Annotated in this window: 27 protein-coding genes; 9 read left to right on the plus strand and 18 right to left on the minus strand. The window is 64.0% G+C overall.

The window, feature by feature from the left end; translation table 11 throughout:
• The 3 genes from IT549_RS14205 (at position 1) to IT549_RS14215 (ending at position 4,557) form a co-directional block, all read left to right on the plus strand.
• Positions 1-1,314 carry an FAD-dependent oxidoreductase gene (locus tag IT549_RS14205; RefSeq protein WP_292974236.1) on the plus strand — a complete coding sequence of 438 codons (1,314 nt, stop codon included), beginning with the start codon at positions 1-3 and terminating at the stop codon, positions 1,312-1,314.
• Entirely contained in the window at positions 1,311-2,702 is a 1,392-nt protein-coding gene (locus IT549_RS14210) for a S41 family peptidase (protein WP_292974237.1), read from the plus strand. The genes IT549_RS14205 and IT549_RS14210 overlap by 4 nt, the downstream gene beginning before the upstream one ends.
• An 85-nt stretch (positions 2,703-2,787) precedes the next feature.
• Positions 2,788-4,557 (plus strand): D-aminoacylase, encoded by a 1,770-nt coding sequence (locus IT549_RS14215; RefSeq protein ID WP_292974238.1) that lies wholly within the window; start codon positions 2,788-2,790, stop codon positions 4,555-4,557.
• Here IT549_RS14215 and IT549_RS14220 read toward each other — a convergent pair whose 3' ends face one another.
• The 7 genes from IT549_RS14220 to IT549_RS14250 all read right to left on the minus strand — a co-directional run bounded on the left by IT549_RS14220 (position 4,558) and on the right by IT549_RS14250 (position 10,687).
• A complete protein-coding gene (locus tag IT549_RS14220; protein ID WP_292974239.1) occupies positions 4,558-5,634 on the minus strand; it encodes a DUF2855 family protein in 1,077 nt (358 codons plus the stop codon).
• A 20-nt stretch (positions 5,635-5,654) separates the two neighbouring features.
• Positions 5,655-6,038 carry a hypothetical protein gene (locus IT549_RS14225; RefSeq protein WP_292974240.1) on the minus strand — a complete coding sequence of 128 codons (384 nt, stop codon included), beginning with the start codon at positions 6,036-6,038 and terminating at the stop codon, positions 5,655-5,657.
• Between the two features lie 173 nt (positions 6,039-6,211).
• On the minus strand, positions 6,212-7,330 hold the full coding sequence (dnaN, locus tag IT549_RS14230; protein WP_292974241.1) for a DNA polymerase III subunit beta: 1,119 nt from the start codon (positions 7,328-7,330) through the stop codon (positions 6,212-6,214).
• Positions 7,331-7,656: 326 nt separating this feature from the next.
• Positions 7,657-8,418, minus strand: a complete 762-nt coding sequence (gene fabG, locus IT549_RS14235; protein WP_292974243.1) for a 3-oxoacyl-ACP reductase FabG — start codon at positions 8,416-8,418, stop codon at positions 7,657-7,659.
• 4 nt (positions 8,419-8,422) lie between these two features.
• A complete protein-coding gene (locus IT549_RS14240; protein ID WP_292974245.1) occupies positions 8,423-8,854 on the minus strand; it encodes a GxxExxY protein in 432 nt (143 codons plus the stop codon).
• 45 nt (positions 8,855-8,899) lie between these two features.
• Entirely contained in the window at positions 8,900-9,835 is a 936-nt protein-coding gene (gene fabD, locus IT549_RS14245; protein ID WP_292974247.1) for an ACP S-malonyltransferase, read from the minus strand.
• A 27-nt stretch (positions 9,836-9,862) separates the two neighbouring features.
• A complete protein-coding gene (locus IT549_RS14250; protein WP_292974248.1) occupies positions 9,863-10,687 on the minus strand; it encodes an LD-carboxypeptidase in 825 nt (274 codons plus the stop codon).
• Positions 10,688-10,740: 53 nt separating this feature from the next.
• On the opposite strand from IT549_RS14250, the gene IT549_RS14255 reads away from it, so the two are divergent.
• Positions 10,741-12,150, plus strand: coding sequence for a Mur ligase family protein (locus IT549_RS14255; protein ID WP_292974249.1), 1,410 nt, complete (start codon positions 10,741-10,743; stop codon positions 12,148-12,150).
• Positions 12,151-12,160: 10 nt separating this feature from the next.
• Here IT549_RS14255 and IT549_RS14260 read toward each other — a convergent pair whose 3' ends face one another.
• Complete coding sequence (locus tag IT549_RS14260) at positions 12,161-12,688, minus strand: GNAT family N-acetyltransferase (RefSeq protein WP_292974251.1); 528 nt, start codon at positions 12,686-12,688, stop codon at positions 12,161-12,163.
• Positions 12,689-12,789: 101 nt separating this feature from the next.
• A complete protein-coding gene (locus IT549_RS14265) occupies positions 12,790-13,740 on the minus strand; it encodes a DUF808 domain-containing protein (RefSeq protein WP_292974253.1) in 951 nt (316 codons plus the stop codon).
• A gap of 334 nt (positions 13,741-14,074) precedes the next feature.
• On the opposite strand from IT549_RS14265, the gene IT549_RS14270 reads away from it, so the two are divergent.
• The 5 genes from IT549_RS14270 to IT549_RS14290 all read left to right on the plus strand — a co-directional run bounded on the left by IT549_RS14270 (position 14,075) and on the right by IT549_RS14290 (position 17,360).
• Complete coding sequence (locus tag IT549_RS14270) at positions 14,075-14,446, plus strand: hypothetical protein (RefSeq protein WP_292974255.1); 372 nt, start codon at positions 14,075-14,077, stop codon at positions 14,444-14,446.
• Positions 14,447-14,601: 155 nt separating this feature from the next.
• Positions 14,602-14,964: a 30S ribosomal protein S6 gene (gene rpsF / locus IT549_RS14275; RefSeq protein ID WP_292974257.1), complete on the plus strand. Its 363-nt coding sequence runs from the start codon at positions 14,602-14,604 to the stop codon at positions 14,962-14,964.
• Positions 14,965-14,967: 3 nt separating this feature from the next.
• Complete coding sequence (gene rpsR / locus IT549_RS14280) at positions 14,968-15,192, plus strand: 30S ribosomal protein S18 (protein WP_292974259.1); 225 nt, start codon at positions 14,968-14,970, stop codon at positions 15,190-15,192.
• 13 nt (positions 15,193-15,205) lie between these two features.
• Positions 15,206-15,829 carry a 50S ribosomal protein L9 gene (gene rplI / locus IT549_RS14285; RefSeq protein ID WP_292974260.1) on the plus strand — a complete coding sequence of 208 codons (624 nt, stop codon included), beginning with the start codon at positions 15,206-15,208 and terminating at the stop codon, positions 15,827-15,829.
• Positions 15,830-15,926: 97 nt separating this feature from the next.
• The gene (locus IT549_RS14290) at positions 15,927-17,360 is read left to right on the plus strand and encodes an AMP nucleosidase (protein ID WP_292974262.1); all 1,434 of its coding nucleotides are present in this window, start codon (positions 15,927-15,929) and stop codon (positions 17,358-17,360) included.
• Here the strand turns inward: IT549_RS14290 and IT549_RS14295 are convergent.
• The 9 genes from IT549_RS14295 to rplS all read right to left on the minus strand — a co-directional run bounded on the left by IT549_RS14295 (position 17,353) and on the right by rplS (position 25,462).
• Positions 17,353-18,099: an alpha/beta fold hydrolase gene (locus tag IT549_RS14295; RefSeq protein WP_292974264.1), complete on the minus strand. Its 747-nt coding sequence runs from the start codon at positions 18,097-18,099 to the stop codon at positions 17,353-17,355. The two genes, IT549_RS14290 and IT549_RS14295, sit on opposite strands and share 8 nt — an antisense overlap.
• On the minus strand, positions 18,096-18,542 hold the full coding sequence (locus tag IT549_RS14300) for a GFA family protein (protein ID WP_292974265.1): 447 nt from the start codon (positions 18,540-18,542) through the stop codon (positions 18,096-18,098). The genes IT549_RS14295 and IT549_RS14300 overlap by 4 nt, the downstream gene beginning before the upstream one ends.
• A gap of 10 nt (positions 18,543-18,552) precedes the next feature.
• Positions 18,553-19,125: an RES domain-containing protein gene (locus tag IT549_RS14305; protein WP_292974266.1), complete on the minus strand. Its 573-nt coding sequence runs from the start codon at positions 19,123-19,125 to the stop codon at positions 18,553-18,555.
• The gene (locus tag IT549_RS14310; protein ID WP_292974267.1) at positions 19,118-19,585 is read right to left on the minus strand and encodes a GFA family protein; all 468 of its coding nucleotides are present in this window, start codon (positions 19,583-19,585) and stop codon (positions 19,118-19,120) included. Before IT549_RS14310 ends, IT549_RS14305 begins: the two co-directional genes overlap by 8 nt.
• A 4-nt stretch (positions 19,586-19,589) precedes the next feature.
• On the minus strand, positions 19,590-20,615 hold the full coding sequence (locus IT549_RS14315; RefSeq protein WP_292974269.1) for an aspartate-semialdehyde dehydrogenase: 1,026 nt from the start codon (positions 20,613-20,615) through the stop codon (positions 19,590-19,592).
• Positions 20,616-20,650: 35 nt separating this feature from the next.
• A complete protein-coding gene (locus IT549_RS14320) occupies positions 20,651-21,259 on the minus strand; it encodes a DUF1287 domain-containing protein (protein WP_292974270.1) in 609 nt (202 codons plus the stop codon).
• 2 nt (positions 21,260-21,261) lie between these two features.
• On the minus strand, positions 21,262-23,439 hold the full coding sequence (locus IT549_RS14325; RefSeq protein WP_365777274.1) for a DPP IV N-terminal domain-containing protein: 2,178 nt from the start codon (positions 23,437-23,439) through the stop codon (positions 21,262-21,264).
• Between the two features lie 172 nt (positions 23,440-23,611).
• On the minus strand, positions 23,612-24,949 hold the full coding sequence (locus IT549_RS14330) for a DUF418 domain-containing protein (protein WP_292974272.1): 1,338 nt from the start codon (positions 24,947-24,949) through the stop codon (positions 23,612-23,614).
• 144 nt (positions 24,950-25,093) lie between these two features.
• Positions 25,094-25,462, minus strand: coding sequence for a 50S ribosomal protein L19 (gene rplS / locus IT549_RS14335; protein WP_292974273.1), 369 nt, complete (start codon positions 25,460-25,462; stop codon positions 25,094-25,096).
• Positions 25,463-25,466: the final 4 nt, after the last annotated feature.

Genomic DNA, 25,466 nt, shown 5'->3' on the forward strand with positions numbered 1-25,466 from the left:
ATGCGCCATATCGCGATCATCGGTTCGGGTCCCGCGGGGTACTATACGGCCGAGGCCGCGCAGAAGCAGTGGGGCGAGGATGTACGCGTCGATATCTTCGATCTGCTGCCGGTCCCCTATGGCCTGATCCGCACCGGGGTGGCGCCCGATCACCAGTCGATCAAGGGCGTCTCGCGGCGCTATGAAAGCACCGCCCAGCTCGACAATGTGCGTTTCGTCGGCAATGTCACGGTGGGCGAAGACATCACCATTGCCGAACTGCAGGGACTCTACGATGCAGTGGTGCTGGCAACCGGCGCCCCCAACGACAAGCCCGCCGGGATCCCAGGGGAAGGTCTGGAAAACGTCTTCGGCAGCGCGGCCTTTGTCGGCTGGTACAACGGCCACCCGCAGTTCGCGAAGCTCAACCCGGACCTGACCGGCAGGACCGCAGTGGTGATCGGCAACGGCAATGTCGCGCTGGATGTGGCGCGGATCCTGACCAAGACCGCCGCCGAATTCACCGGCAGCGATATCGTTGCCCACGCGCTGCATGCCTTGCAGAAGTCGCATATCGAACGCGTGGTGATCCTGGGCCGGCGCGGGCCGCACCAGATCGCGATGACGCCGAAGGAACTGGGCGAACTGGCCCATCTGACGCGCGGCTGCCCGCGGGTCGATCCGGCCGACCTGCCCGATGTGGAAGAGGACCTGTTCCTTGAACCGGGCCAGCGCAAATCGGTGGAGCATCTGCGCAGCTTCGCGGCGATCCCGGAAGAGTTCCGCTGCGACAAGCCGGTCGAGATCGATTTCGATTTCTTCGCCAGCCCCAAGGCGATCGTGGGCGATGGCCGGGTCAGCGGGATCGAGATCGAACGCACCGTGCTGGACGAGAATGGCCGCGCATCGGGCACTGGTGAGAGCTATACGATCGATTGCGAGCTGGTCGTCACCTGCATCGGTTACAAGACCAGCCCGATCCCCGGTGTTCCGTTTGAAGAGAACGCCGGCCGCTTTGCCAATGACGAAGGACGGATCCTGCCGGGGCTCTACTGCGTCGGCTGGGCCCGGCGCGGGCCGTCGGGCACGATCGGCACCAACCGCCCCGACGGCTTTGGCGTGATCGAGAAGATCGCCGAGGATATCGGTGTGGGTTCGGGCAAGGCTGGCCGACCCGGCTTCGACAGGCTGGCCGAGGAGCGCAAGCTTGATGTCGTGACCTTCCGCGACTGGAAGAAGATCGAGGAAGCCGAAGAAGCCCGCGCCCGCGAAGGTGCCCCGCGCGAAAAGTTCACTGATGTTGATGAAATGATAAAGGCGGCCAGCAAGCCATGAGCAGGTTTGCGGGCTGGATCCAAACCTGGCTGCGTCCGGCATTGATTGCGGCAATGCTGTGCGTCACAGCCGTCGCGCCGGGCGGGGCCGCATCAAAGTCCAACCTGTCCTTTTCGGCGATTTCGGCCCGGGATGCCCGTCTGAAGGGTGTCTGGCAATCGCAGGGCTATGGCTGGATCCTCGATTTTACGGGTCCGAAGCTCAAGGTCTACAACTTTGCGCAAGGGCTTTGCCAGCGCGACCCGCAAGACGATGGCGACACCCTGTTCGTTTTCTACCGGTTGATCGGGCAGAACACAGCGGAGTTTACGCCCGCGCCCAATGAAACCCGTTATCGTTTTGTCCGGCGCTCCTTGCTTCCGGCTTCGTGCAATGGCTCCCCGCCGCCCGTCGGGGCTTTCATGGCTGCAACATTCGCCGCCTACTATCCGGGCTTTGCACCGCGCAAAATCGATCGAGCGGTCTTTCTTGCGGGAATGCGATCCGCCGACGCGCTTGAAGAAGCGCGGCGCTTTGATGCCTTGACGGGTCCGCTTGCATCGCTGTCGGATGCCCACGTTGAACTCGAACGTGAAGAAGGTCAGGCCGGGCGCAGCTTTCAATCGGGGCCCAGCGCTTTCCTTGCAGAGCTATCCCAGGATCCCCGCTTTGGCCCGGACCCTGCCCGGCGTGAACGGGTTTGGCTTGAACAGTATCGCAAGGAATTGCTCGACCTGTTGGGCCCAAAAGGCAAGCTTGCAGCCAACAACCGGATCTTTTGGGGCAGGATCGGCACGGTCGGCTATCTCAACATCCTGACCATGGGCGGGTACGAGGAAAACGCCGCCGGGACAGCCGTACTCGATGCAGTGCTTGACGAAGCGCTTGGCGATTTTGCCGGATTGAGCGCGGTAATCGTTGATGTCAGCAACAATCGGGGTGGCTACGACGCGATCGGTCGGCATATCGCTGCCCGGTTCGCCACGCGGGAGACTCTTGTCTATGCCAAGCGCGGATTTGGCGGAGCAGCGCCGTGGCAGCACTTTTCAATCGCTCCGCCATCGGGCCATGCAACCTTCAGCGGCCCGGTCTGGCTGGTTACCAGCGAAGTTACGGTCAGTGCCGGCGAAAGCTTTACGCTGGCGATGCGGGCTCTGCCCAACGTAATTCATCTGGGCCAGACCACCCGCGGCGATCTTTCCGACAAGTTGCCCAAGCGCCTCGCCAACGGTTGGAGCTTTGCCCTTCCGGCGGAACTTTATCGGGATTCGCGGGGCATTGTCTGGGAAGGACGCGGAATTCCGCCACGCCAAGGCTGCCCGATCACGATGGATCGACATGCCGCTTCGATCGCAGCCCTGGTAAGGTCGATCGAAAGTGGCAATAGCGGGCGTTGCCTGCAATCCTGACACCGCTTGCCAGCCGGGCACGGCTCTGATTTAATCGCCCGGTTAAGCGCGACCCTGCGAGAGTCGCTGCAACCGGAGAGAGCCTATGCCCACCTATGATCTGATCATCCGCAACGGCACCATTGTCGATGGCACCGGCGCGCCGCGCTTTACCGGCGATCTGGCGGTGAAGGACGGGCTGATCGCCGCGATTGGCACGGTTCATGGCGATGCCGCGCAGGAAATCGACGCGGGCGGCAAGGTGGTCGCGCCCGGCTGGGTCGATGTGCACACGCACTACGATGGTCAGGCGACCTGGGACCAGGAAATGGCTCCGTCCAGCTGGCACGGGGTGACCACCGTGGTGATGGGCAATTGCGGGGTGGGTTTTGCCCCCGCCGCGCCTGACCGGCACGAATGGCTGATCGCGCTGATGGAGGGCGTGGAAGACATTCCCGGCACCGCGCTGGCCGAAGGAATGAAGTGGGATTGGGAAACCTTCCCCGAATACCTCGACGCGCTGGAACGCCTGCCGCGCACTGTCGATGTCGGCACCCATGTGCCGCACGGCGCGGTCCGCGCCTATGTACTGGGTGAGCGTGAGAAGCCCGGCGCGGTGCCGACCAGCGATGATATTGCCGCAATGTCGAAGATCGTCGAGGAAGGCGTGCGCGCCGGGGCGCTGGGCTTTTCGACCAGCCGCACCGTGCTGCACCGTTCGATCGACGGCGAACTGGTGCCCGGCACCACCGCCACCGAGGAAGAGCTGATCGCGATCGGCCGGGCGATGGGCAAGGTCGGCTATGGCGTGTTCGAACTGGCCAGCGACCTGAAGCGCGAATGGAACGAATTCGGCTGGATGGGCCAGATCAGCCGCGAAACCGGCCTGCCGGTGACCTTCGCCGCGCTGCAATCGATCGCCAAGGAACAGCCGCTTGACGAGCAGATCGCCAACATGCGCGCCGAAAACGACAACGGCGCCAACATCGTCGCCGCGATCGCGCTGCGCGGCAACGGGATCATCATGGCCTGGCAGGGCACGGTCCATCCGTTCCGGATGCGGCCCAGCTGGCAGACCGTGGCCGAACTGCCGTGGGACCAGCAGCGGGCCAGATTGCTCGATCCGGCATTCAAGGCGCAGTTGCTGTCCGAAGCGAGCGACTACAGCCAGGTGCCCGAGGATATCATGGGCGTCGCCATGGTGATCAGCGCCGGCTGGGGCCTGCAGTACGAAATGGATCCCGATTTCGACTATGAACCCGCCGCCGATGCCAGCATCCTGGCGCGCGCCACTGCGGCCGGCCTGTCGCCCGACGAATATGCCTATGACCTGCTGTGCAAGGACGATGGCAAGGGCTTCATCTATCTGCCGATCCTCAACTATGCCGATGGCAACCTTGATTTCCTCGAGGCGCTGCAGGGCAGCGACGATACGGTCAATTCGCTGTCAGACGGCGGCGCGCACTGCGGCACGATCTGCGATGCTGCCAGCCCCACCTTCATGCTCCAGCACTGGGTCCGCGATCGCAAGCGTGCCAAGGATCGTCCCAATGGCCGGATCAGTCTGGAAGTGGCGGTCAAGCGCCAGTGCTATGACACCGCCCGGCTCTATGGCCTCAACGATCGCGGCGTGCTCGCCCCCGGCTATCTGGCCGATATCAACGTGATCGACATGGACCGGCTCAAGCTGGGCAAGCCCTGGCTGGCGTTCGACCTCCCGGCGGGCGGCAAGCGCCTGTTGCAGAAGGCCGAGGGCTATGACTGCACGATCAAGGGCGGCGTCGTCACCTTCCGGAACGGCGAATGGACCGGCGCCACCCCCGGCGGTCTGATCCGCGGACCGCAGCAGGCGGCGATGCTGGAAGCGGCCGAATGATCAGGGCCGGATAACGATCCCGATTGCCGGATCGGCCTTGCCGGCGGCGGTGGCCACAAAAGCCGCTGCCGCCGCTTCAAGGCCGTGACGTTCATCGACCTTCACCGCGCCGCCGGCTTCGCCAACGAAGCGTACCCAGCTGGCCGCGACAGCCTCGCCAAAGCCTTTGGGGCCCAGTTCCTGGATCGCCGCCACGGCATGGTGCGGAGCGAAGAACAGCACCGGCGCCGGTCCCGGAAGCGGCCCGTTGTCCTGCCCGAACCCGGCGCCGACATGGGTGGCACCGACCGTGCAGGAATACTTGAGCTGGTCACCCATCGCCGTGTGGACCGCGTGGATCACGCCCGCGTTGCCGGCAAAGTCCGCCAGCACGGCAGGGGCCGGTGGCAGTTCGCCAATCTGGTCATAAGCCAGGACCTCGTCATAAAAGCCCCCGGCGCGAACGAATTCGACATTGCCCGCCGAAGTCAGCCCGATCCGCTTTACGCCCGGCGACTTGTCGCGCGCCACGCTGGCGGTGGCCATGGCGGTTTTCGATGAAGCGCTGGTGCAGATCAGCACCCCGGCGCCGAACCAGCCCTCGCGGCGCATGAAGCTTTCGATCAGGAACCCGGTCTTGAACAGCGGACCAAAGATCATCCGCTCGGCCTCGCGCGCCGGGTCGTGTTCCGGATCGGCGGCAAGGCGTGAATACTGGTTGTAGATCGGGCTCATCGGCTGGCGGTGTGCCGCCATGTCGGTAAAGCCCCCCGCACTCACCTGGCCGGGCAGCACGTCAAGGTGCTCGGCCATCGGCAGATAGCCATAGACCCGCTCGCCCACTGCAAGGTCGGGATGGCGGCTCTCGACCACCGTGGCATGGCCCCACATCGGCACCACGCCCCAATCACCCTCACCCGGGAAGAAGTTCCAGTACCCGAAGGCATCGCCCGCCACGGCGTAGGTGACATTGTTGGCGGTGACCGAGAAGCTCTCAACCTTCAGCCGCACTTCGCCATCGCCCAGCGGCGCCAACGGCGCAGCGACGATGCGGGTTTCGGTGATTGCGTTGCGCTTGACCTGAACGGTGCGGCTCATCGTTGGGTTTCCTTCAGCAATTAATGGAGCGGTACCGTGGCCCCGCCTCCGTGTGTCACCCGTGGGTCATCCTTGTGCACCTTTGCCGCCCCCCAGGTGCCATCGGGGCGACGGCCGGTGATCACGATCTCATCCTCGGCCACCGCCCCCAGATCGACATCGCGATCGGGCAGCATGGCCACCACCTTGTTGCCGATCGTGATCAGCACCTGGCGGTTTTCCTGGAAAGCCAGGACGGACAACGCCTTGATTTCATTGAACCACGGCGCCTCGTGCCAGCGCCCCGGGGAACCCGGATCGACCGTGAAGTTGACCCGAAAACCCAGCTCGCTGACAATCACGATCCGCGATTTGGCCGGATGCCAGTGATCGGGCACCGCATCCCAGACCAGGTATCCACACATGAAGTTCCGGCACCGATCGGGCCGATTTTCATATATGGAACAACCCTTTCCGGTCTGGCAGTGCCGGCACCATTCACCCTTGCCGCTATCGGTTTCGGGGATCTTCAGAACCTTGCAGCACAGCGTACACGAACCGCAACTGCGGCCCTTGACCGTGGCGGGAGAGCCTTCGCTCACACCCGCATCGGCATCAGCACATAGAGCGCCGGGCTCTTCTCATCCTGGCGGATCAGCGTCGGCGCACCGGCATCGGCCAGGTGCAGTTCAACCGTATCGCCTTCGATCTGGCCAAGGATGTCCTTGAGATAGTTGGCGTTAAAGCCGATCTCGAACCCGCTCGACTTGTAGTCGGCCGGAACCTCTTCCGCCGCCGTACCGTTGTCCGGCGAAGTGACCGACAGCGTGACCTTGTCCGGTTCCAGCGCCATCTTGACCGCGCGGGTCTTTTCGGTGGCGATGGTGGCGACGCGGTCAACGCCTTCCCAGAAGCTTTTCGGATCAAGCTTCAGCAGCTTGTCGTTTCCGGTCGGGATCACGCGGCTGTAGTCGGGGAACGTGCCGTCGATCAGCTTGCTGGTCAGCACCACGCCATTCTCACCGCCCAGCGTGAAGCGCACCTTGCTGGCCGACAGATCAATCAGGACGTTGGCATCAAGCGATTCTTCCAGCAGCTTGCGCAGTTCGGCCACGCATTTGCGGGGCACGATCACATCGGGCATGCCTTCGGCGCCATCGGGGCGCTTGATCGTGAAACGGGCCAGGCGGTGGCCATCGGTCGCGGCGGCGCGCAGTTCGTCGTCGGTGACGTGCAGGAAGATGCCGTTGAGGTAGTACCGGGTTTCCTCGGTGCTGATCGCAAAGCGGGTACGATCGATCAGCTGTGCCAGCGTTGCTGCGGGCAGTTCGAAAGTGGTTGGCAGATCACCTTCAACGATCATCGGAAAATCGTCGCGCGGCAGGGTCGGCAGACTGAAGCGGCTGCGCCCGGCCTTCACAGTCATGCGGTTGTCGGCGGTTTCCAGGCTGACCTGGCTGCCATCGGGCAGCTTGCGGGCGATATCGAACAGCAGGTGCGCCGACACGGTGATTGCGCCCGCCACTTCAACCGAGACCGCGCTCAGGCTTTCGACCACCTGCAGGTCAAGGTCGGTCGCCATGACTTTCAACGTGCCGTCGCCAGCCGCCTCGATCAGCACGTTCGAGAGGATCGGGATGGTGTTGCGGCGTTCGACGACTGACTGGACGTGCGACAGGCACTTGAGAAGCGTCGCGCGTTCGATTGTGGCCTTCATGGTCGACTCGTATCCCCGTGGGACGCGCAAAGGGGAATCGCCCCGCGCGCCTTGGTTTGCGGTCGTTATTCCTTAGCGATGCGCAGCCTCGCGGCAAGGTTGGACCCACGAAAACCGGGCTAATCTGGGGATAAAAACGATGATCACCGCCCCCTTGATGGGGGATGGATACCGAAGCTTGGCAGCTTGCTGCCTGGCGAAGGTTGGGTGGGGGTGATTTCGCGCCCGATCCAAAGCCTTGCCGGCACCATCACCCCATTCCAACTACGCCTAGGCGCTTGCAGCGCCAAGGCTTCGTATCCTTTCCCCATCAAGGGGAAAGGGCCTTAAAGCATCGCCATCCCGCCGTTCACATGCAGGGTCTGCCCGGTCATGTATCCGGCTTCCTTGCTGGCAAGATAGGCCACCGCTGCACCGATATCCTCGCCCTCGCCCATCCGGCCCATCGGGATCCGGGCATTGAGCGCTTCCTTCTGGGCATCGGGCAACACCTCGGTCATCGCGGTGCGGATGAAACCGGGGGCGACGCAGTTGACGGTGATACCGCGGCTGGCGACTTCCTGCCCCAGCGACTTCGACATGCCGACCAGCCCGGCCTTGGCAGCGGCATAGTTGACCTGCCCGGGATTCCCGGTGGCGCCGACCACGCTGGTCACCGTGATGATCCGGCCATGGCGCGCCTTCATCATCGGCTTGCAGGCGGCGCGCATCAGGCGGAAAGCGGCTTCAAGGTTGATCTTGATCACCGCATCCCATTCCTCGTCCTTCATCCGCATGGCCAGGTTGTCGCGGGTGATCCCGGCGTTGTTGACCAGGATATCGATCTTGCCCAGCGTATCGACCGTGGCCGGCACCAGGTGTTCGACCTGTTCGGTGTTCGAAAGATCGCAGGTAATCTCGACATGGTCGTGGCCGTAGGTGTCGTTCAATTCCTCGCGAAAAGCGCGCAGCTTGGCCGGGTTGGTCCCCGACAGGGCCAGCCGTGCGCCCTGCCGCGCCAGCGCATGGCTGATCGCGGACCCGATCCCGCCGGCGGCACCGGTAACGAGGGCGGTCATGCCCGAAAGGTCGAAAAGGCGGTGTTCCATGCTACTATTCCCCAAATTCAGATTTCACGCGGAGACGCGGAGACGCGGAGTGAGAAGGAGGATGACTGTTCACTATGCGCCGAATGCCCTCTTTCATCGTTGCTTGGCCAAAATTGAGCAGCAGGCCAACTTCCAGATTCATCAATCGCAAATAGGTCAGCACCTGCTTGCCGTAAACAGGTGCGAGTTGCATGGTAGATTTGAGTTCGACTACAATTGACTTTTCAACCAGCAGATCAACGCGAAACGCATCGTCAAATCGCATCCCTTCGAATTCAAAGCTGACCGGCACTTGCCGGTCGATCTGCAATCCGGCGCGGCTCAAACTGGCGGCAAGGACACGTTCGTAAACCGATTCCAGTAGGCCCGGACCAAGTTCACGATGCAGCCTCACTGCAGCGTCGACGATTTCCGCAGTGATTCTCTCGATCTCCATTTCTTCTCCGCGCCTCCGCGTCTCCGCGTGATACGTTTCCGAAAATCAAATCTCCTTCGCGAGCGCTTCGATATCGCCCATCGTCACAACGCTGGCCACACTGACGTCGCTGACGCAGCGGCCGATCATCGGGCCGAGCACCTTGCCGCCCAGTTCGACAAAGCTGTCCACGCCCGCAGCCTGCATCGCCACCACGCTTTCGCGCCAGCGGACGCGGCCGGTGACCTGTTCGACCAGCAGGCGCTGGACTTCCGCCGGATCGGACACGGCCGCAGCGGTGACATTGGCGAAGACCGGCACGCGCAAGGCCCCCGGCGGGCACTTGGCCAGTGCAGCGGCCATGGCATCGGCGGCGGGCTGCATCAGCGGGCAATGGAACGGGGCCGAGACCGGCAGCAGCACGCCGCGCTTGATCTCGAAGTCCTTGACCATGGCAATGGCGCGCTCGATCGCGGCCTTGTGGCCGGAAAGCACGACCTGGCCGGGGTCATTGTCATTGGCGACGGTGCAGACCTCTCCCCCGGCGGCAGCATCGGCCAGCGCCTGGGCCTTGGCGATATCGGCACCCAGCAGCGCGCACATCGCGCCTTCGCCCACCGGTACGGCGGCCTGCATCGCCTGCCCGCGCAGCTTGAGCAGCCGCGCGGTATCGGCCAGCGAGAAAGCCCCTGCGGCGCACAGCGCGGTGTATTCGCCCAGGCTGTGCCCGGCGACATAGTCGCACTTGTCGGCCAGGCTGATCCCGCCTTCCTGTTCTAGCACCCGCAGTACCGCAATGGCATGGGCCATGATCGCCGGCTGGGCGTTCTCGGTCAGCGTCAGGGCATCCTCGGGCCCCTCTGCCATGATCGCCGAAAGCTTTTGCCCCAGCGCATCATCGACTTCCTCGAACACTTCGCGGGCCACGGCACTGGCTGCGGCAAGTTCCACCCCCATGCCAACCTTCTGGCTACCCTGCCCCGGAAAAACGAATGCTCTCATCACTTACCTCCGCTCTGGCCGGCGCGGTTATGTCCAAGCGGCCTCGCCTGCAACCCCGAAAGGCACGATCTTGTTGTCGATATCGTGGCCGATGTCGGCTCTCCCCAAGAAGGGGATCGCATGACGCGCACACCAGTGCCGGGCGATGTCCTCAACGTCATGGCCAAACGGCGCATCGTTTTCGGGGACATTGCTGATCCGGCCCAGCCGCAGCCCGGCAATCCCGCCCAGATGTGCCGTAGCGTGAAAGAACAGCCGATCGACCGAATAGAGATATTCCGAAACCTCTTCGACCATCACCACATGCCCGGCCAGCCCCGGCATCAGCCGGGTGCCGCAGATCATCGCCAGATTGTAGAGGTTGAAGGCCACCGTGGGATGATGATCGAGCGAAGGTTCAAGCCCGGTCCGCTCTCCCGCCAGCCAGCCCAGCGTGCGCCGCACCGCAGCCTCTCCCCCTTCGCGGCGAATATCGACCGGGATCGGCGCGTGAACCTGGCGGCCAAGCTTGGCGGCGTAAAGCCCGCCCAGGATCACGCCGCCGTCGGAATAGCCCAGGAAGGTCTTGCGGTCAGCCTCACGCCCCATCTGCGCGATGGCATCCTCTGCCACCCGCGCCGCGCCATAGCCGCCGCGTGCGAACCAGACCGCATCGAACATGGGATCGTTGGCGCATTCGACCAGCGCGGCGATCCGTTCGGCATCGCTGCCGGCGAAATGGCCCTGGGTCCGGAAACATTGCGGATGAAAGTGCAGTTCCAGCCCCGGAAATTCGAGCGCCAGCGCGGTGACGCGCGCGGCATCCTCTTCGGTTATCGAGCGTGAGGGGGCGCATATCGCAATCCGGGGCATGGCTCCTTCTAACCCGGTTGCGCTCGCAAGCAATGCCGCATACCGGAAGCGAGATGAGCGAACTTACTTCCCACCCCTGGTTTTTCTGCGGCATCGGCGGATCGGGCATGCTGCCGCTGGCCCTGATCCTGAAAGGCGCCGGAGCCGAGGTGGCGGGATCGGATCGCAGCCGCGATCAGGGCCGCACCCCGGAAAAGTTCGCCTGGCTGGAAAGCCTGGGGTTCAAGCTGTTTGCGCAGGATGGCAGCGGGGTAACCTCACCCGCGCAGACGCTGGTGGCATCGGCGGCGGTTGAAGAGACCGTGCCCGAAATAGTCCGTGCCCGCGAACTCGGCTGCCCGCGGATGAGCCGGGCCGAGCTGCTTTCGCGTCTGTTCAACGCCGCCCCGACCGGGATCGCCATCGGCGGAACCAGCGGCAAGAGCACGGTCACCGGGATGGCTGGCTGGATCATGCAACAGGCCGGACGCGACCCGACGATCATGAACGGCGCGGTGATGAAGAATTTCGTCGGTCCTGACGCGCCCTTTGCCAGCGCGCGGGTCGGTCACGGCGGGGTGTTCGTGTCCGAAGTCGACGAAAGCGACGGCTCGATCGCGCTCTACAGCCCGGCGGTGGCGGCGCTGCTCAACGTCAGCCTCGATCACAAGAGCATGGAAGAACTGCGTGAATTGTTTGGCGACTTTCTGGCCAGAGCCGAAGTCGCAGCAGTCAATTTCGACGATGCCGAGGCGGCAGCGCTGGCTCCGCGCGCGCAGTGCCTGGTCAGTTTCGGGATCGACAGCGGTGAAGCCATGCTGGGCGTCCGTCCCGGCTCGATTGCCGAACAGGCCACCAGCCTGGCCGCCACGATCGAGGATCGCCGCGATGGCAGCGCGATCCCGCTCCGCCTGCAGGTGCCCGGCCGCCACAACCTGGCCAACGCGCTGGCCGCAATTGCCGCCTGCAACGCCGCCGGGGTTCCGGTGGCCGAGGCGGTCCATGCGCTGGGCAGCTTCTCAGGCCTGGCCCGCCGGTTCGATATTGTCGGCACCAGCCCATCGGGCGTGACGGTGATCGACGATTTCGGCCACAATCCGGACAAGGTGGCGGCCACCTTGCGCACGCTGAAGGCCCATCCGGGCCGGGTGATCGCCTTCTTCCAGCCGCATGGCTACGGACCGCTGCGCCAGATGGGCCACGAACTGGCCGAGGTCTTCGCCCGCGAACTGTGCGCCGATGATCTGACCCTGCTGTGCGATCCGGTCTATTTCGGCGGCACTGTCGATCGCAGCCAGGGCAGCGAGCGAATTGTCGGGCTGATCCGCGAAGCCGGCGGTCAGGCCGAACATGTGCCCGACCGCCCCGACTGTGCAACGCGGATTGTCCAACTCGCCAGCCCGGGCGACCGGGTGGTGATCATGGGTGCCCGCGACGACACCCTGACCCAGTTCGCCAAGGACCTGCTGGCGCGCCTGTCCTAGCGCGACTGCCCTAGCGCAACAGCTTTTCCAGCATGACGACATGCGGATCGTCTTCGACCCCGTGCGGGGTAAAGCCCTTTTCGCGCTCGAGTTCGATCGCGGCGTGGTTTTCGCGGTCTTCGATCGCGATCACCCGGCGCAGCCCGCGTTCCTGCGCGGCCTGGGCCAGCACGTCGAGCATCGCCCAGCCCACGCCCTGCCCGCGCCAGTTCTTGCAGACCGCCACGGCGATTTCACCGGTATCAAGCGGCCCGTCGCAAGCCAGCATGGCATGGGCGACCACAGCATCGCTGGCTTCGTCAAAGGCCAGAAAGCTCTCGGTGCGGAAGTGATCGACATCGACCAGCGGCACCAGCTGTTCGTGGGTCAGGTGCTTGCGCGGGGTGAAGAAGCGGAACCGGCGATCCTCGTCGCTGACCCGGTCATAGAAATCGGCCAGCAGCGCCTCGTCATCAACCGTCACGGGCCGGACGGCCAGCGTCTTTCCGGTGCGGGTGCGCATTTCCTGGATCCTGGGGGCGGTTTCATCAGCCAACATGGCCATTCTCCTTTGCAATGCAGCAATTGTTAGCAAGTGCAGCATTGCCGTCATTGACCTTGCGCAACTGCGCGACGGTCAAGCGAGGATTTGAAGGCGATTCAGGCGTGCCCGCGCCCCAGCAGGGCAGGCAGCTTGTGCAGCAAGAATGCAACCACCGCGCCCAGCACCAGCCCGATCACTGCCGAAAGAGTTGCGTAGCTGAGCCAGCCCAGCAGTCCGCCCAGCGCTCCGCTCGCCTGCTCGACCGCGTGCTCAACCGTATGTGCGGTTTCGCTCGGGCCATGCAGGCCCAGTTCGTGGCTGCCATGCAGGATGATCCCACCGCCAACCCACAACATGGCCAGCGTACCCACCACCGACAGCACGACCAGCAGCCTGGGCATTGCGTGCAGCAGCAGCGTGCCGATGCGCTTCTCAACTCTGGTTGAGCGCTTTTCGACCAGATGCAGGCCGATATCGTCCATCTTCACGATCAGCGCGACCACGCCATAGACCGCAATGGTGATGATGATCCCGACCATGGCCAGGATCAGCCCCCGGCTGAGCAAGGGCTCGCTGGCCACTTCGGCCAGGGCGATCGCCATGATTTCCGCCGAAAGGATGAAGTCGGTCCGCACTGCACCCGAAATCCGCTCCTGTTCGAACTGGGCCATATCGGTGATCTGATCGCCCAGCGTCTCGCCATGCTTGGCTCCGCCCAGCTTCTCGATCACCTTCTCCGCGCCTTCATAACACAGGAACAGGCCGCCCAGCATCAGCAGCGGGGTGATCGCCCAGGGCAGGAACTCGCTTAGCGCCAGGGCTCCGGGCAGCAGGAACAGCAGCTTGTTCTTCAGGCTGCCCTTGGCGATCTGCCAGATAATCGGCAGTTCGCGATCAGGAGTGAACTCGGTGACGTAACTGGGGGTGACTGCGGCATCATCGATCACCACGCCCGCTGCCTTGGTTCCAGCCTTGGCCGCGGCCGCGCCAACATCGTCGATCGATGCGGCAGCGGCCTTGGCGATCACGGAAATGTCGTCGAGCAGGGCAACCAGGCCGGTAGGCATTGAAAGCGATCTCCTGTCACAATCCTTAAGCTCCTGTGCTGCACTTGGCCGCCGTGTTCAAGCCGTTCGATCAGCCAAATTGCGAAGATGGTGTAGCGTGGCGAACGCGTTGTCGCGGTTTCACAAGCTGGAGGAGAGTCGCGGCGTTAGGTGGAACCCGCAAAAAGCCCAGGACAGGATCAAGCCTTTGTTGATTTCACGTCGCACCGCCCTTCATGGAATCGCCGCAGCAACCGGCGCAATCACCCTGGGTGCTGTGCCTGCACGGGCCGGCAATCCTGGGCCATTTGGCGCGGTCGTCCGCAATGCCCTGGCCCGGCGCTGGCGCGGCATCATGACCATCCCGACAACCACCACCCAGGAAGGACAATGGGTATCGCAGCTCGATCTCGCCTTCCTGCTCGATGCCGAATTCAATTTCACCGGGACCTGGATCGAACGGTTCAACCTTGACGACCGAGATTACTCGGCGAAATTCGAAATGTCGGGCTGGTGCTGGTCTCGCGGCGATCAGGTCGGCGTCGCAATTCCACTCACCCGGCTGATTTCCGCCGATACTCCTCCTCGGCAGATTACCTGGGGGCCGTCGAGCTCGGAACTGACCTTCGCAATGGATCGGGACCGCCCCGGTCGCTACATATTGCATGGCAAGTCAACCGGCGATGATGGCGCGGCCTGGAAAGTCGTGGTCAAGGATCTGGACTGACACGGCAGGGAAGCTGCGTTTTCCCTTGCAATCCGCTCTCCATTCGCTAAGGGCCGCCACTTCCCCGCGTCAGCAGGGAAATCAAAGAAAGCCGGAGGGGCCCCGCAATCGTGCGGATCAGCCAGCGATCGGTTAGATAGATAAAGGAAGCTGCCGTGGCTCTATATGAGCACGTGTTCCTGGCGCGCCAGGACCTTAGCCAAGCGCAAGTTGATGCGCTGGCTGCCACCGCCACCGAGATCGTCGAAGCCAACCAGGGCAAGGTCACCAAGACCGAAACCTGGGGCCTCAAGAACCTCGCCTACAAGATCAAGCGCAACCGCAAGGCGCACTTCGTGATGCTCAACATCGAGGCCCCCGCCGGCACCGTTGCCGAGCTGGAGCGCCAGACCGCGATCAACGAAGACGTGATCCGCTGGCTGACCGTGCGCGTTGACGAGCATGAAGCCGGCCCGTCGGTGCAGATGCGCAAGCAAGACCGTGAGCGCACCAAGCGCCGCGAACGCGAGGAGTTCTAAGAGATGGCCCGCGCATTTTTCCGCCGCCGCAAGTCTTGCCCCTTCTCGGGCAAGGAAGCGCCGAAGATCGATTACAAGGACACGCGCCTGCTCCAGGGTTACATGTCCGAACGCGGCAAGATCGTGCCTTCGCGCATCACCGCCGTTTCCGCCAAGAAGCAGCGCGAACTGGGTCAGGCGATCAAGCGCGCCCGGCACCTGGGCCTGCTGCCCTACCTCGTGAAGTAAGGGGAGAAGGACCATGGAAATCATCCTCCTCGAACGGATCGAGAAGCTGGGCACGATCGGCGACGTGGTGACCGTCAAGGACGGCTTCGCCCGCAACTACCTGCTGCCCAACAAGAAGGCGCTGCGCGCCAACGAAGCCAACCGCAAGGTCTTCGAAGCCAACAAGGCGAAGATCGTTGCCGACAACGACGCGCGTCGTGGCGATGCCGAAAAGCACGCCCTGAACGTCGACGGCAAGTCGGTGGTGCTGATCCGCGCCTCGTCGAACGCCGGCCATCTCTATGGCTCGGTTTCGGTGCGCGATATCGTTGATGCGCTGAATGCCGATGGCGCCGAAGTGTCGAAGGCGATGATCGTGCTTGAACGCCCGATCAAGACCATCGGCGTGTTCGAAGTCAAGGTTGCGCTGCACCCCGAAGTGGCCGTGACCGTCAAGGTCAACGTCGCGCGTTCGCCTGACGAAGCCGAACAGCAGGCTGCCGGCGTCGATGTCATCAAGGCGATGTTCGAAGACGAAGCCGCGGCTGATGCGGCCAGCGAATTCGAAGCCGGCAACGGCGAACTGCCCGAAGAAGAAGCGGCTCCCGCCGCCGAAGCTCCGGCTGCCGACGAAGCTTCGGAAGAGGCCGAAGGCTAAGCCTTTCAGCCACTTCTGCACCGGATCGGGGGCGCTTCGGCGCCCCCTTTTCGTTTGCGTCATTGAAATGACACACAATTGCGGATATAGGCCCGCGATGGAAAAGACAGAAAAGATCATCGCGGAATTGGTCCGCGTTTACGAACAAGCCGTTTCAACCCTGCGCAGCGATATCGCCGCATTTGCCAAGGACGGCACCCTTCCACCTCCCGGCCGGCGCAGCGAATGCGCGTGGTGCTATCCCGAACTCAGGATCCACTACGAAGGCGTCGAAACCCGCCCCGATCTGGCCCGCGCCTTTGGCCGGCTGGCCCATTCGGGCACTTTCGCCACCACCGTCACCCGCCCGGCGCTGTTTGCCGGCTACCTGACCGAACAGCTGGCGCTGCTGGCCGACGATTACGAGATCGATGTCGAAGTTGGCCGTTCAACCCAGGAAATCCCCTTCCCTTATGTGATCGACGCCAGCGCGACGCTGGGTTCGATCAGCCCGCAGGATCTGGCGCGGCACTTCCCGTCAACCGAACTTGCCGCGATCGGCGATGAACTGGCCGACGGGATCATCCTCGACGACGATGAAGACCTGATCCCGCTGGCGCTGTTCGATGGCCTGCGCACCGATTTCAGCCTGGCCCGCCTGGCGCACTATACCGGCACCCAGGTTGAGCATTTCCAGCGTTTCGTGCTGTTCACCAACTATCACCGCTATGTCGATGAATTCGTTGACTGGGCTGGCCAGATGCTGGGCACCGATGGCTATACCCGCCTGTCCGGTGCCGGCGGCCTGATGGTTGAAGAAAAGACCGACGATGCCCGCGCGCTGCTGTCCGATACCGCCTGGCGGCGCCATCAGATGCCGGCCTATCACCTGTGCCGCGATGACCAGTCGGGCATTACCCTGGTCAACATCGGGGTCGGCCCCTCCAACGCCAAGACGATCTGCGATCACCTGGCAGTGCTGCGCCCCGAAGCCTGGCTGATGATCGGCCACTGCGGCGGCCTGCGCGATACCCAGCGGATCGGCGATTTCGTGCTCGCTCACGCCTATCTGCGCGACGACAATGTGCTTGATACCGTGCTGCCGCCCGAAATCCCGATCCCGGCGATCGCCGAAGTGCAGATTGCGCTGGCCCAGGCGGCCGAGATGGTCAGCGGCGATATCGGCGCCAACCTCAAGAAGCGGATGCGCACCGGCACTGTCGCGACCACCGATGATCGCAACTGGGAACTGCAGTTCACCAACAGTTCGCGCCGGCTCTCGCTGGCCCGGGCGATCGGGATCGACATGGAAAGCGCCACCATCGCCGCGCAGGGTTACCGCTTCCGCGTGCCCTACGGCACCCTGCTGTGCGTGTCGGACAAGCCGCTCCACGGCGAGCTCAAGCTGCCCGGGCAGGCCAACCGGTTCTATGAGGAAACCATTGCCTCGCACCTCCTGATCGGCACCACCACGGTCGATCTGCTGCGCGCGCAAGGCTCACGCCTCCACAGCCGCAAGCTGCGGGCCTTCAACGAGCCGCCGTTCAGGTAAGCAGGAAATCGCGGATCGCCAGCCCCAGATCGGGCTTGGTCACGCAGCTCATGTGCGTCCCCGGCACAATCACGTGGACCGCATCGGGCAGCGTGTCGGTCAGGGCCTGGGGATCGCCGTTGTCGCGGTCCTGCTCACCATTGACGATCAGCGTGCGCATGCTGAGCGCGGCCAGCGCTTCAGGCGGCGTATCGGTAAAGGTGCCCAGCAGCATCCGGGTCGCGACGCGATCGACCTTCATGGTCTTCATGAACGAGACCGCGGGAAAGGCCGGATCGCCGTGCTTGACGCTGTCGAACCGGTCAATCGCATCGATGAAGAAGGCGCCGCGCCCGGTCCATCCGGCCAGACCCTGCAAGCCCATCCCGCCCAGCACCAGCCGGCGCGGCCTGAGGCCCCTGATGACGGCCCGCACCGAAGTGCGCGCGCCCAGCGAAAAACCGCACAGGTCATAGTCCGTCAGGCCCAGATGCGCGATCAGTGCGGCCAGGTCCTTGGCCAGCACATCGTCAGGATAGGCGGCGGGATCGTGCGGCGCGGCGCTGTGGCCATGGGCGCGCAAATCCGGCATCAGGCATTCGAAACCCGCCGCCGCCAGCAGCTCAGCCTGCCCCCATTTGACCCAGTTCATCTCCGCGCTGGAAAACAGCCCGTGCAGCATGACCAGTGGCCGCCCGGTGCCCATCCGGTGCAGCGCCAGCCGCGCGCCATCGAAGCCGGGGAAGAATTCAGTGATCATTCGGGCACCTCAAGCCCTGCCGCCTGCCAGCGCTTGACGACGCTTTCGGTCGTTCCCGAGGTGTGCCGCGGCAGGTCCTTCGTATCGAGCCAGGCCTCATGGATTGATTCGCTTCCGGCATGCGCAACCGGCTTGAACCGCGAAGGATCGTCGAAACTGCCGACCGTCAGGTCCTGCCCTCCGGTTCCGTCGATCCAGGCAAAGCCCAACGGTGTGCCACATGCCGAGCAGAACGGCCGGTGCGCCACCGGCGAGCTTTGATACCATTCCGGCCCCGATAGCCAGGTGATCTTGCCCGCCAACACCTCGACAAAGGCCGCCGCGATCCCGCCGGTGGCCTTCTGGCACATCCGGCAATGGCACCAATAGGCGTCGTCGCTGTCGATCTCGACACTGTAGCGAACGCGGCCGCACTGGCAGCCGCCGGTCATGGTCTGGGTCATGGCGCGCAGCCTAGCGCGACGTAAGGTGCGAGGGAAGCGCCCAGCCGGCGGGAGCCGGCCAGAGATCGCGCGCGGGCCAGTAATCGCAGGGCAGCGGATCGCCGGCTACCCGCAGTTGCGGCGCACCAGGCACATTCCACGCGAACAGGCAGGCATGCCAGCCGCCCGCGATCCCGCGTGAGACATCGATGATCCCTTGCGCGCCCGCAGCCCGCGCCGCATCGGAGGCCAGCCACGATGGCGGCTCACGCCCGGCAGCCAGTTCATCGTTCCAGCGCACCTGCGATCGCTCCGGATCGATCCCTAGCGCGGCGCAGGCGGCGGGGTCGCGCTGGTCAAACAGCTCTGCTCCATCGAGCTCCAGCGGCACCACCACCCGCGCAATCCCGTCGGCCAACAGATATCGCCCAATCGCGATCGTGGCCCAGTCCGCCTCGGGCGTAATGTAGAGCGCCGGTTGCCCCGGCCGGTGATAGCGCCCGGCACTGTCCGGCCCCGGCGGAACGAGGACCTCGTTCGCTCGCCCCGCAGCAATGGCCCGCCAGAAGCGGCCTGAAATGCGGTGGAGCGGGGCCTCAGCCATTACTTTCGACTGGGGTCGGTTTCAGGATTTCTATCCAGCCCACCTGATCAGCAGGCTGTCCCGGCAGGTTGATCGCGTCATCGGGTATCACCACCCATGGCAGCTTGCTGGCTGTCCAGAGGTGCGCTCCCGGAACCAGATGGTAGCTGGTATCTAGAGTTCCGGCCCGCAAATTGACGATCCCAGGTCTGTTGTTGTTGTCCGTATAGATTCGGGTCAGGCACTTCTCACAGGCGTAGATCCCCGCGACAGCACCGCTCGGCTGGATATGCTCGCCGCGAATCAGTGGGCCCTCAACTGTCAGGTCGTTAGCCATAACGCTCTGCTGGATGCCGAACGCGCTGCCGCTGCGGGTCTGACAATCGGTGCAATGGCAAGCATAGGCGTCGAATCTGACGGACTGCTCAACGGTGTAGCGCACTGCACCGCAAAGGCACCCACCGCTCAGCGTTGCAGACATCACCCTACCCCTGCTGCAAATGCCGCCGGCCAAGCAACTCCGCGATCTGCACTGCGTTTAGCGCTGCGCCCTTGCGCAGGTTGTCCGATACGCACCACAGCGCCAGGCCGTTTTCGACCGTCGGGTCCTCGCGCACCCGGCTGACGAAAGTCGCGCCATCGCCGACGCATTCGATCGGGGTGACATAGCCGCCATCCTCGCGCTTATCGACCAGCATCACGCCAGGCGCTTCGCGCAGCAGCTTCTGCGCCTGTTCGGCTGAAATCTCGTCCTCGAATTCCAGGTTGATCGCCTCGCTGTGGCCGACGAAGACCGGCACCCGCACGCAGGTGGCGGTGACCTTGATCTTGGGATCGAGGATCTTCTTGGTTTCGACCACCATCTTCCATTCTTCCTTGGTCGAACCATCGTCCAGGAAACTGTCGATGTGCGGGATCACGTTGAAGGCGATCTGCTTGGTGAACTTCTTCGGATCGGACGGATCGCCGACAAAGATGTTGCGGCTCTGCTCGAACAGTTCGTCCATGCCCTGCTTGCCGGCACCGGACACCGACTGATAGGTGGCCACCACCACGCGCTTGATCCGGGCGGCATCGTGCAAGGGCTTGAGCGCGACAACCATCTGCGCGGTCGAGCAGTTGGGATTGGCGATGATGTTCTTGCGGGTGTAGCCATCGATCGCATCGGGGTTCACCTCGGGCACGATCAGCGGCACATCGGGGTCCATCCGGTAGAGCGAGGAGTTGTCGATCACCACGCAGCCCGCCGCCGCCGCCTTGGGAGCATAGACCTTCGAAACGTCGGACCCGGCGGCGAACAGCGCCATGTGCCAGCCGGTGAAATCGAAATGCTCGATATTCTTGACCTTGAGCATCTTGCCGGTCTCGCCGAACTCGATCTCGTCCCCGGTCGAGCGCGGGCTGGCGACTGCGGCCAGCTCGTCGATCGGAAACTCGCGCTCTGCCAGCACGTTGAGCATTTCACGCCCGACATTCCCGGTCGCACCGACCACGACTACCCGATAACCCATTTGCGCACTCCTTGCTGGCCACCGGCCCTAGCGCGTTACAGCCGCCAGCGAAAGCGCCCGGTCAGCCGGTAGTCGAACAGCGCGTCTTCCTCGCGCGTGCCAGCACCGATGTTGTGGATCACCAGCGGGTTGCCATTGGCGGCAATCCGGTCCGAAACGATCCCGGTGTGCGGCAGCCGTCCGTCGATCAGCAGGGTGAACAGGTCACCCGGTTGCCAGGACCGCGGATCGCCGGGGATCGGCAATCGGCCGCGCGCGCGGGTCCAGAAGGTTTCAAGGTTGGGGACCCGGCGATGATCGATATTCGGATCCGCCCGGCGCAGCCCCCAGCGGCGCGGATAGGCGGCAAAGTGTGCCGCCATGTCCTGATGCACTTCGCGCTGCAGGTCGATGCCCAGCGCATCGCGATAGGCCCGGATCACCACATCGGTGCAGACTCCCTTGGCCCGGCTGACATCACCCAGCGGATAGGCGATCCGGGTATAGGCCGGGTCATAGGCCAGCGTCACGCCGATCTGTCGCCGCGCCGCCGCAATCAACGACAGTGCGCGGGGACTGGCGGTGCGGACCTGCGCCGCAGCCTGCCTGCATCCGGCCAGCGCCAGGCCCAGCCCGCCCGCCAGCGCCTGCCGGCGTGACAGCATCGCTATTTGCCCTCGCCCGCGGGCATGGCCCGGTCGAGGAAGGCAAAGATCGTGTTCCACAGGTGCACGCTGACCTTGGGTCCGCCGACCTTGTGGGTATGACCGGGGTAGAGCATCATTTCGAACGGCACCGCCTGCCCTTGCATCCGTGCCGCCAGCATCGAGGTGTTTTCGAACACCACGTTGTCATCGGCCATGCCGTGGATCACCAGCAGCGGATCCCTGATCGCACCCGCCTGATCCAGCGCGCCCGAATGTCCATAGACCTGCGGAACCTTGCGCGGATCACCCAGATAGCGTTCGGTGTAATGGGTATCGTAGAGTTCCCACTTGGTGACCGGCGCGCCGGCGATCCCGGCGGCATAGAGCCCGGGATCGGCCTCCAGCATCTTCAGCGTCATATAGCCGCCGTAGGACCAGCCATAGGTCGCGATGCGCGCACCATCGACATTGGGCAGCCCCTTCAGGAACAGCGCCCCGGCCTTCTGGTCGGCCACCTCGACCGAACCCATCGCGCGATAGATCTGTGATTCGAACGCCACTCCGCGGTTGGCGCTGCCGCGGTTGTCGAGCTTGAAATAGATATAGCCGCGCTGGACGATCGCCTGTTCCAGCCCGCCGCCCCAGCCGCGGGTGACCTGCTGCGAATGCGGACCGCCGTAGTGTTCGAAGAACACCGGATAGCGCTTGCCCGGTTCCATCACCGGGGTGATCATCTTCCAGTGCAGTTCGCTGCCATCCGCCGCCTTGATCGTGCCAAAGGTGGGCTGGCGATGGCTGGCCAGGAACGGCGTGTAGGGATGCCTGGCATCGAGCCGGTTTTCCTCAACCCAGGCCAGCCGCTTGCCCGCGCCATCGGCGATGTAGCTTTGCGGCGGCTGGCTGGTGGAGGAGCGCGTGACCAGCAGGGTCTGCCCGGCCTTGTCCATCCCGGCGGTATGGGTAAAGGCGGGATCGCTGAGCCGCTCGATCTTGGCCGGATTTGCCAGATTGAGCGCATAGACCTGCTGGGCCAGCACATCGTCCTTCGTCGCGGTGAAATAGACCCGCCCGGCCTTTTCATCCACGCCGACCAGATCGGTCACCACCCAATGCCCCTTGGTCAGCTGCTGCCACTGGCCCCTGGCAAAGCGATAGAGGTGCCCGAAACCGTCGCGTTCGGACCACCAGATCAGGCTGCCGTCCTTCAGGAACTTGTAGCTGCTGGACAGGTTGATCCAGCTGCCCTGCGCGGCCTGTTCGCTGAACAGCACCCGCGCCTTGCCGGTCGCGGGATCGACCGCCAGCATATCGAGCCGGGTCTGGCCGCGATCCTCGCGCTGGACGTAGAGCAGCTTGCCATCGGGCGCCCAGTCAACCCGGGCCAGGTAAATGTCCTTGTCAGCCCCCAGATCAACCTCGACCCGGTGCGAGCCATCGGGGTTCATCACGAACAGCTGCACCGTGGCATTGGGCGTGCCCGCCGCCGGATAGCGCTGGGCGAAGGTTCTGGTCCCCTCGGCCCCGATTGCCGCGCGGGTGACTACGCCAACCGGCGCTTCATCGAACCGCTGGACCGCGATCCGGCGGTCATCGGGTGACCACCAATAGCCGGTCATCCGGTCCATTTCTTCCTGCGCGACGAATTCGGCCTCGCCCCAATGGACGGTTTCGGCGGTCTCGTCAGGCGTGACCGGCGCGGCCTCGCCACCCGCCTGCCCCGCCCACAGCCGCTGCCCGCGCACAAAGCTGACATAGCCGCCCTTGGGGCTGAGCCCGGGATTGAGCAGATCGCCGCCCCCGCCGCCCAGCTTGCGGCTGGTCCCGTCCAGCCGGACCAGGAACAGCTCGCCATCCAGCGGCACCAGCACCGATTGGCTGTCGGCGCTCCAGTCATAGGTCACCACGCCCTTGAGATCGCCGATCCGCTGGCGCTCGCGCTGCATCTTTTCGGCTTCGGACAGTTCCTTGCCGCTCGACAGGGTCTTGGAATCGACCAGCATCCGCCACTGCCCGCTCTGCCGGTCATAGCCCCACAGGTCATAGCGCTCGCGATCCTCGGCGCGATTACGCAGCAGGGTCAGCCAGCGCCCGTCGGGTGAAAGCTTCACCCCGCGCGGCACCGCTCCGCCCAGGCTGGGGCTGGCAAAAACGCGTTCGATCGAGAGCGGCTGGGCGCCCGGTTGTTCAGTCCCGCTCACCGGAGGTTCTCCGGCGTGGAGCGGTGACGCGCAAAGGACCGAGGCGGAAAGCAGGGCGGCAGGCAGGCGCATGGCAAGAGACGGCTCCCAAAAGGCGAAAACGCGCCCCGGCCTTGACCGGAGCGCGCCTTCTTAGTTCGGCTTCGCCTGCCAGCGCTAGAATGTTTTGGCGTCAGCTCTCCGCGCGGCGAAGAAAGGGCTGGCGGCGGCAGTACGACAGGCTGCGCCAGACCCATTCAAGCGGTCCGCTGACAAACCAGCGCATCCACAGGTTGGCAAAGACCAGCAGCCCGATCACGACCAGCCCGGCCAGCTGCGAGACATGTGCCCAGCCCTGCGCACCCGGCAGGTGCAGGCCCAGCGGCGAATACATCACGTAGATGCCGATGAACTGTTCCAGGAAATAGAGCGAAAAGGCCATCTGCCCGGCCGCTATGAACGGCTTCAGCAGCGCCCTGCCAGCGCCCAGCTGCATCAGCAGGTTGATCAGCGCAACATGGCCCAGCGAAACCGCGACGCGGGCATATTCGGTGGTCATCCAGATCGTCTTGGGAATTGGCTGGAAGGTCATCCGCTCAAGCCCGCCCCAATAGCGGGCGGTCAGGCCGAAACCATAGGCCAGCACCAGCACGATCAGATAGTCCCTGGTCGATCGCTGCCCCTGGATGAAGCCCAGCTTCCACAGCGCGATGCCCAGCAGCATCGTGCAGAAGGCTTCGGTCAAACTGCCCAGCAGCAGCCCATTCCCGCTAAGGTATTTGTAGGTGGCGATCCAGAACCCCGCATAGTCGGCGAAGCTTCCGGCCCGGGCCTGCTGCTCTTCGCGAACCAGTCTGCGCTCTTCCGGGTCCCGGCCATTGATCCGGTCCAGCTCCTCGTTCCAGTCGCTGATCGCCGCAGCCTGTTCGGGGCTGACCGGCAGTCCTTCAGCCTGATTGGCGATGGCCGCCTGATAGGTTTGCTGCAATGCCGCCCGCTGATAATATTCGACACCGCCGCTGATCACATCGGCGGTCGGCACGATCAGCGCCAGCAGCAGCAACCAACGCACGGCCAGCTTGCGAAACGGAAACAGCGCCAGCGCGCAGAGCGCATAGACGTGCAGGATATCTCCGAACCACAGCAGCCCGAACACATCAAACAGACCGAATGCCAGCAGCCACAGGTTGCGCCTGATATAGAGATCGGCAACCTCCACCGGTCCATCGGGGTGCATCGCCTTGGCTGCGGTCACCATCAGTCCGGCGCCGAACAACAATTCCAGCACGCCGCGCTGGGTTCCGTCCCAGAAGGTCTGCAGGAACAGCCAGACAGACTGATCATGCGGGGCCCAGCCCATTGCCCGGAAATCACCGATAAACGCGCTGATCGGGCCCGCCATCGGCGGCAGGTTCATGAACAGGATCCCCAGGATCGCGATCCCGCGCAGCACATCGAGCACGGCAATCCGATCCTTGCCGCGCACAGGCGCAAGCGTAACCGGTCGGCTCGCAGCCGGCGAAGCTGTCATCGAAGTCTCTCCCGCACGCTTTGGTGCCGGAGTGATATCATCCTGACCAAAAGCCGCAACGCGGCAGGTCCGCCAGGGCTTCCCAACACAAAAGGGGCCCCGACCAAGGTCGGAGCCCCCTGAAACCTTGCGGCAATGAAGCGCTTAGGCGTCGCTGCGAACGTCGCGGCGTTCGGCGATACGCGCGCGCTTGCCGGTGCGGCCACGCAGGTAATAGAGCTTCGCCCGGCGCACCACGCCCTTGCGGACCACGGTGATGCTGTCGATGTTGGGCGAATAGATCGGGAATACGCGTTCCACGCCTTCGCCAAAGCTCATCTTGCGGACGGTGAAATTGCTGGAGATCCCCTTGTTCGCACGCGCGATGCAGACGCCTTCATAGGCCTGCACACGGCTGCGTTCGCCTTCGATCACCTTCACGCCAACGCGCACGGTGTCACCGGGACGGAATTCGGGGATGGTCTTGCCGGCCTTGGCTACTTCCTCGGCCTCGATCTGCTGGATCAGGTTCACTGGT

The sequence above is a fragment of the Novosphingobium sp. genome, from assembly GCF_020852455.1.
Lineage (GTDB): Bacteria > Pseudomonadota > Alphaproteobacteria > Sphingomonadales > Sphingomonadaceae > Novosphingobium.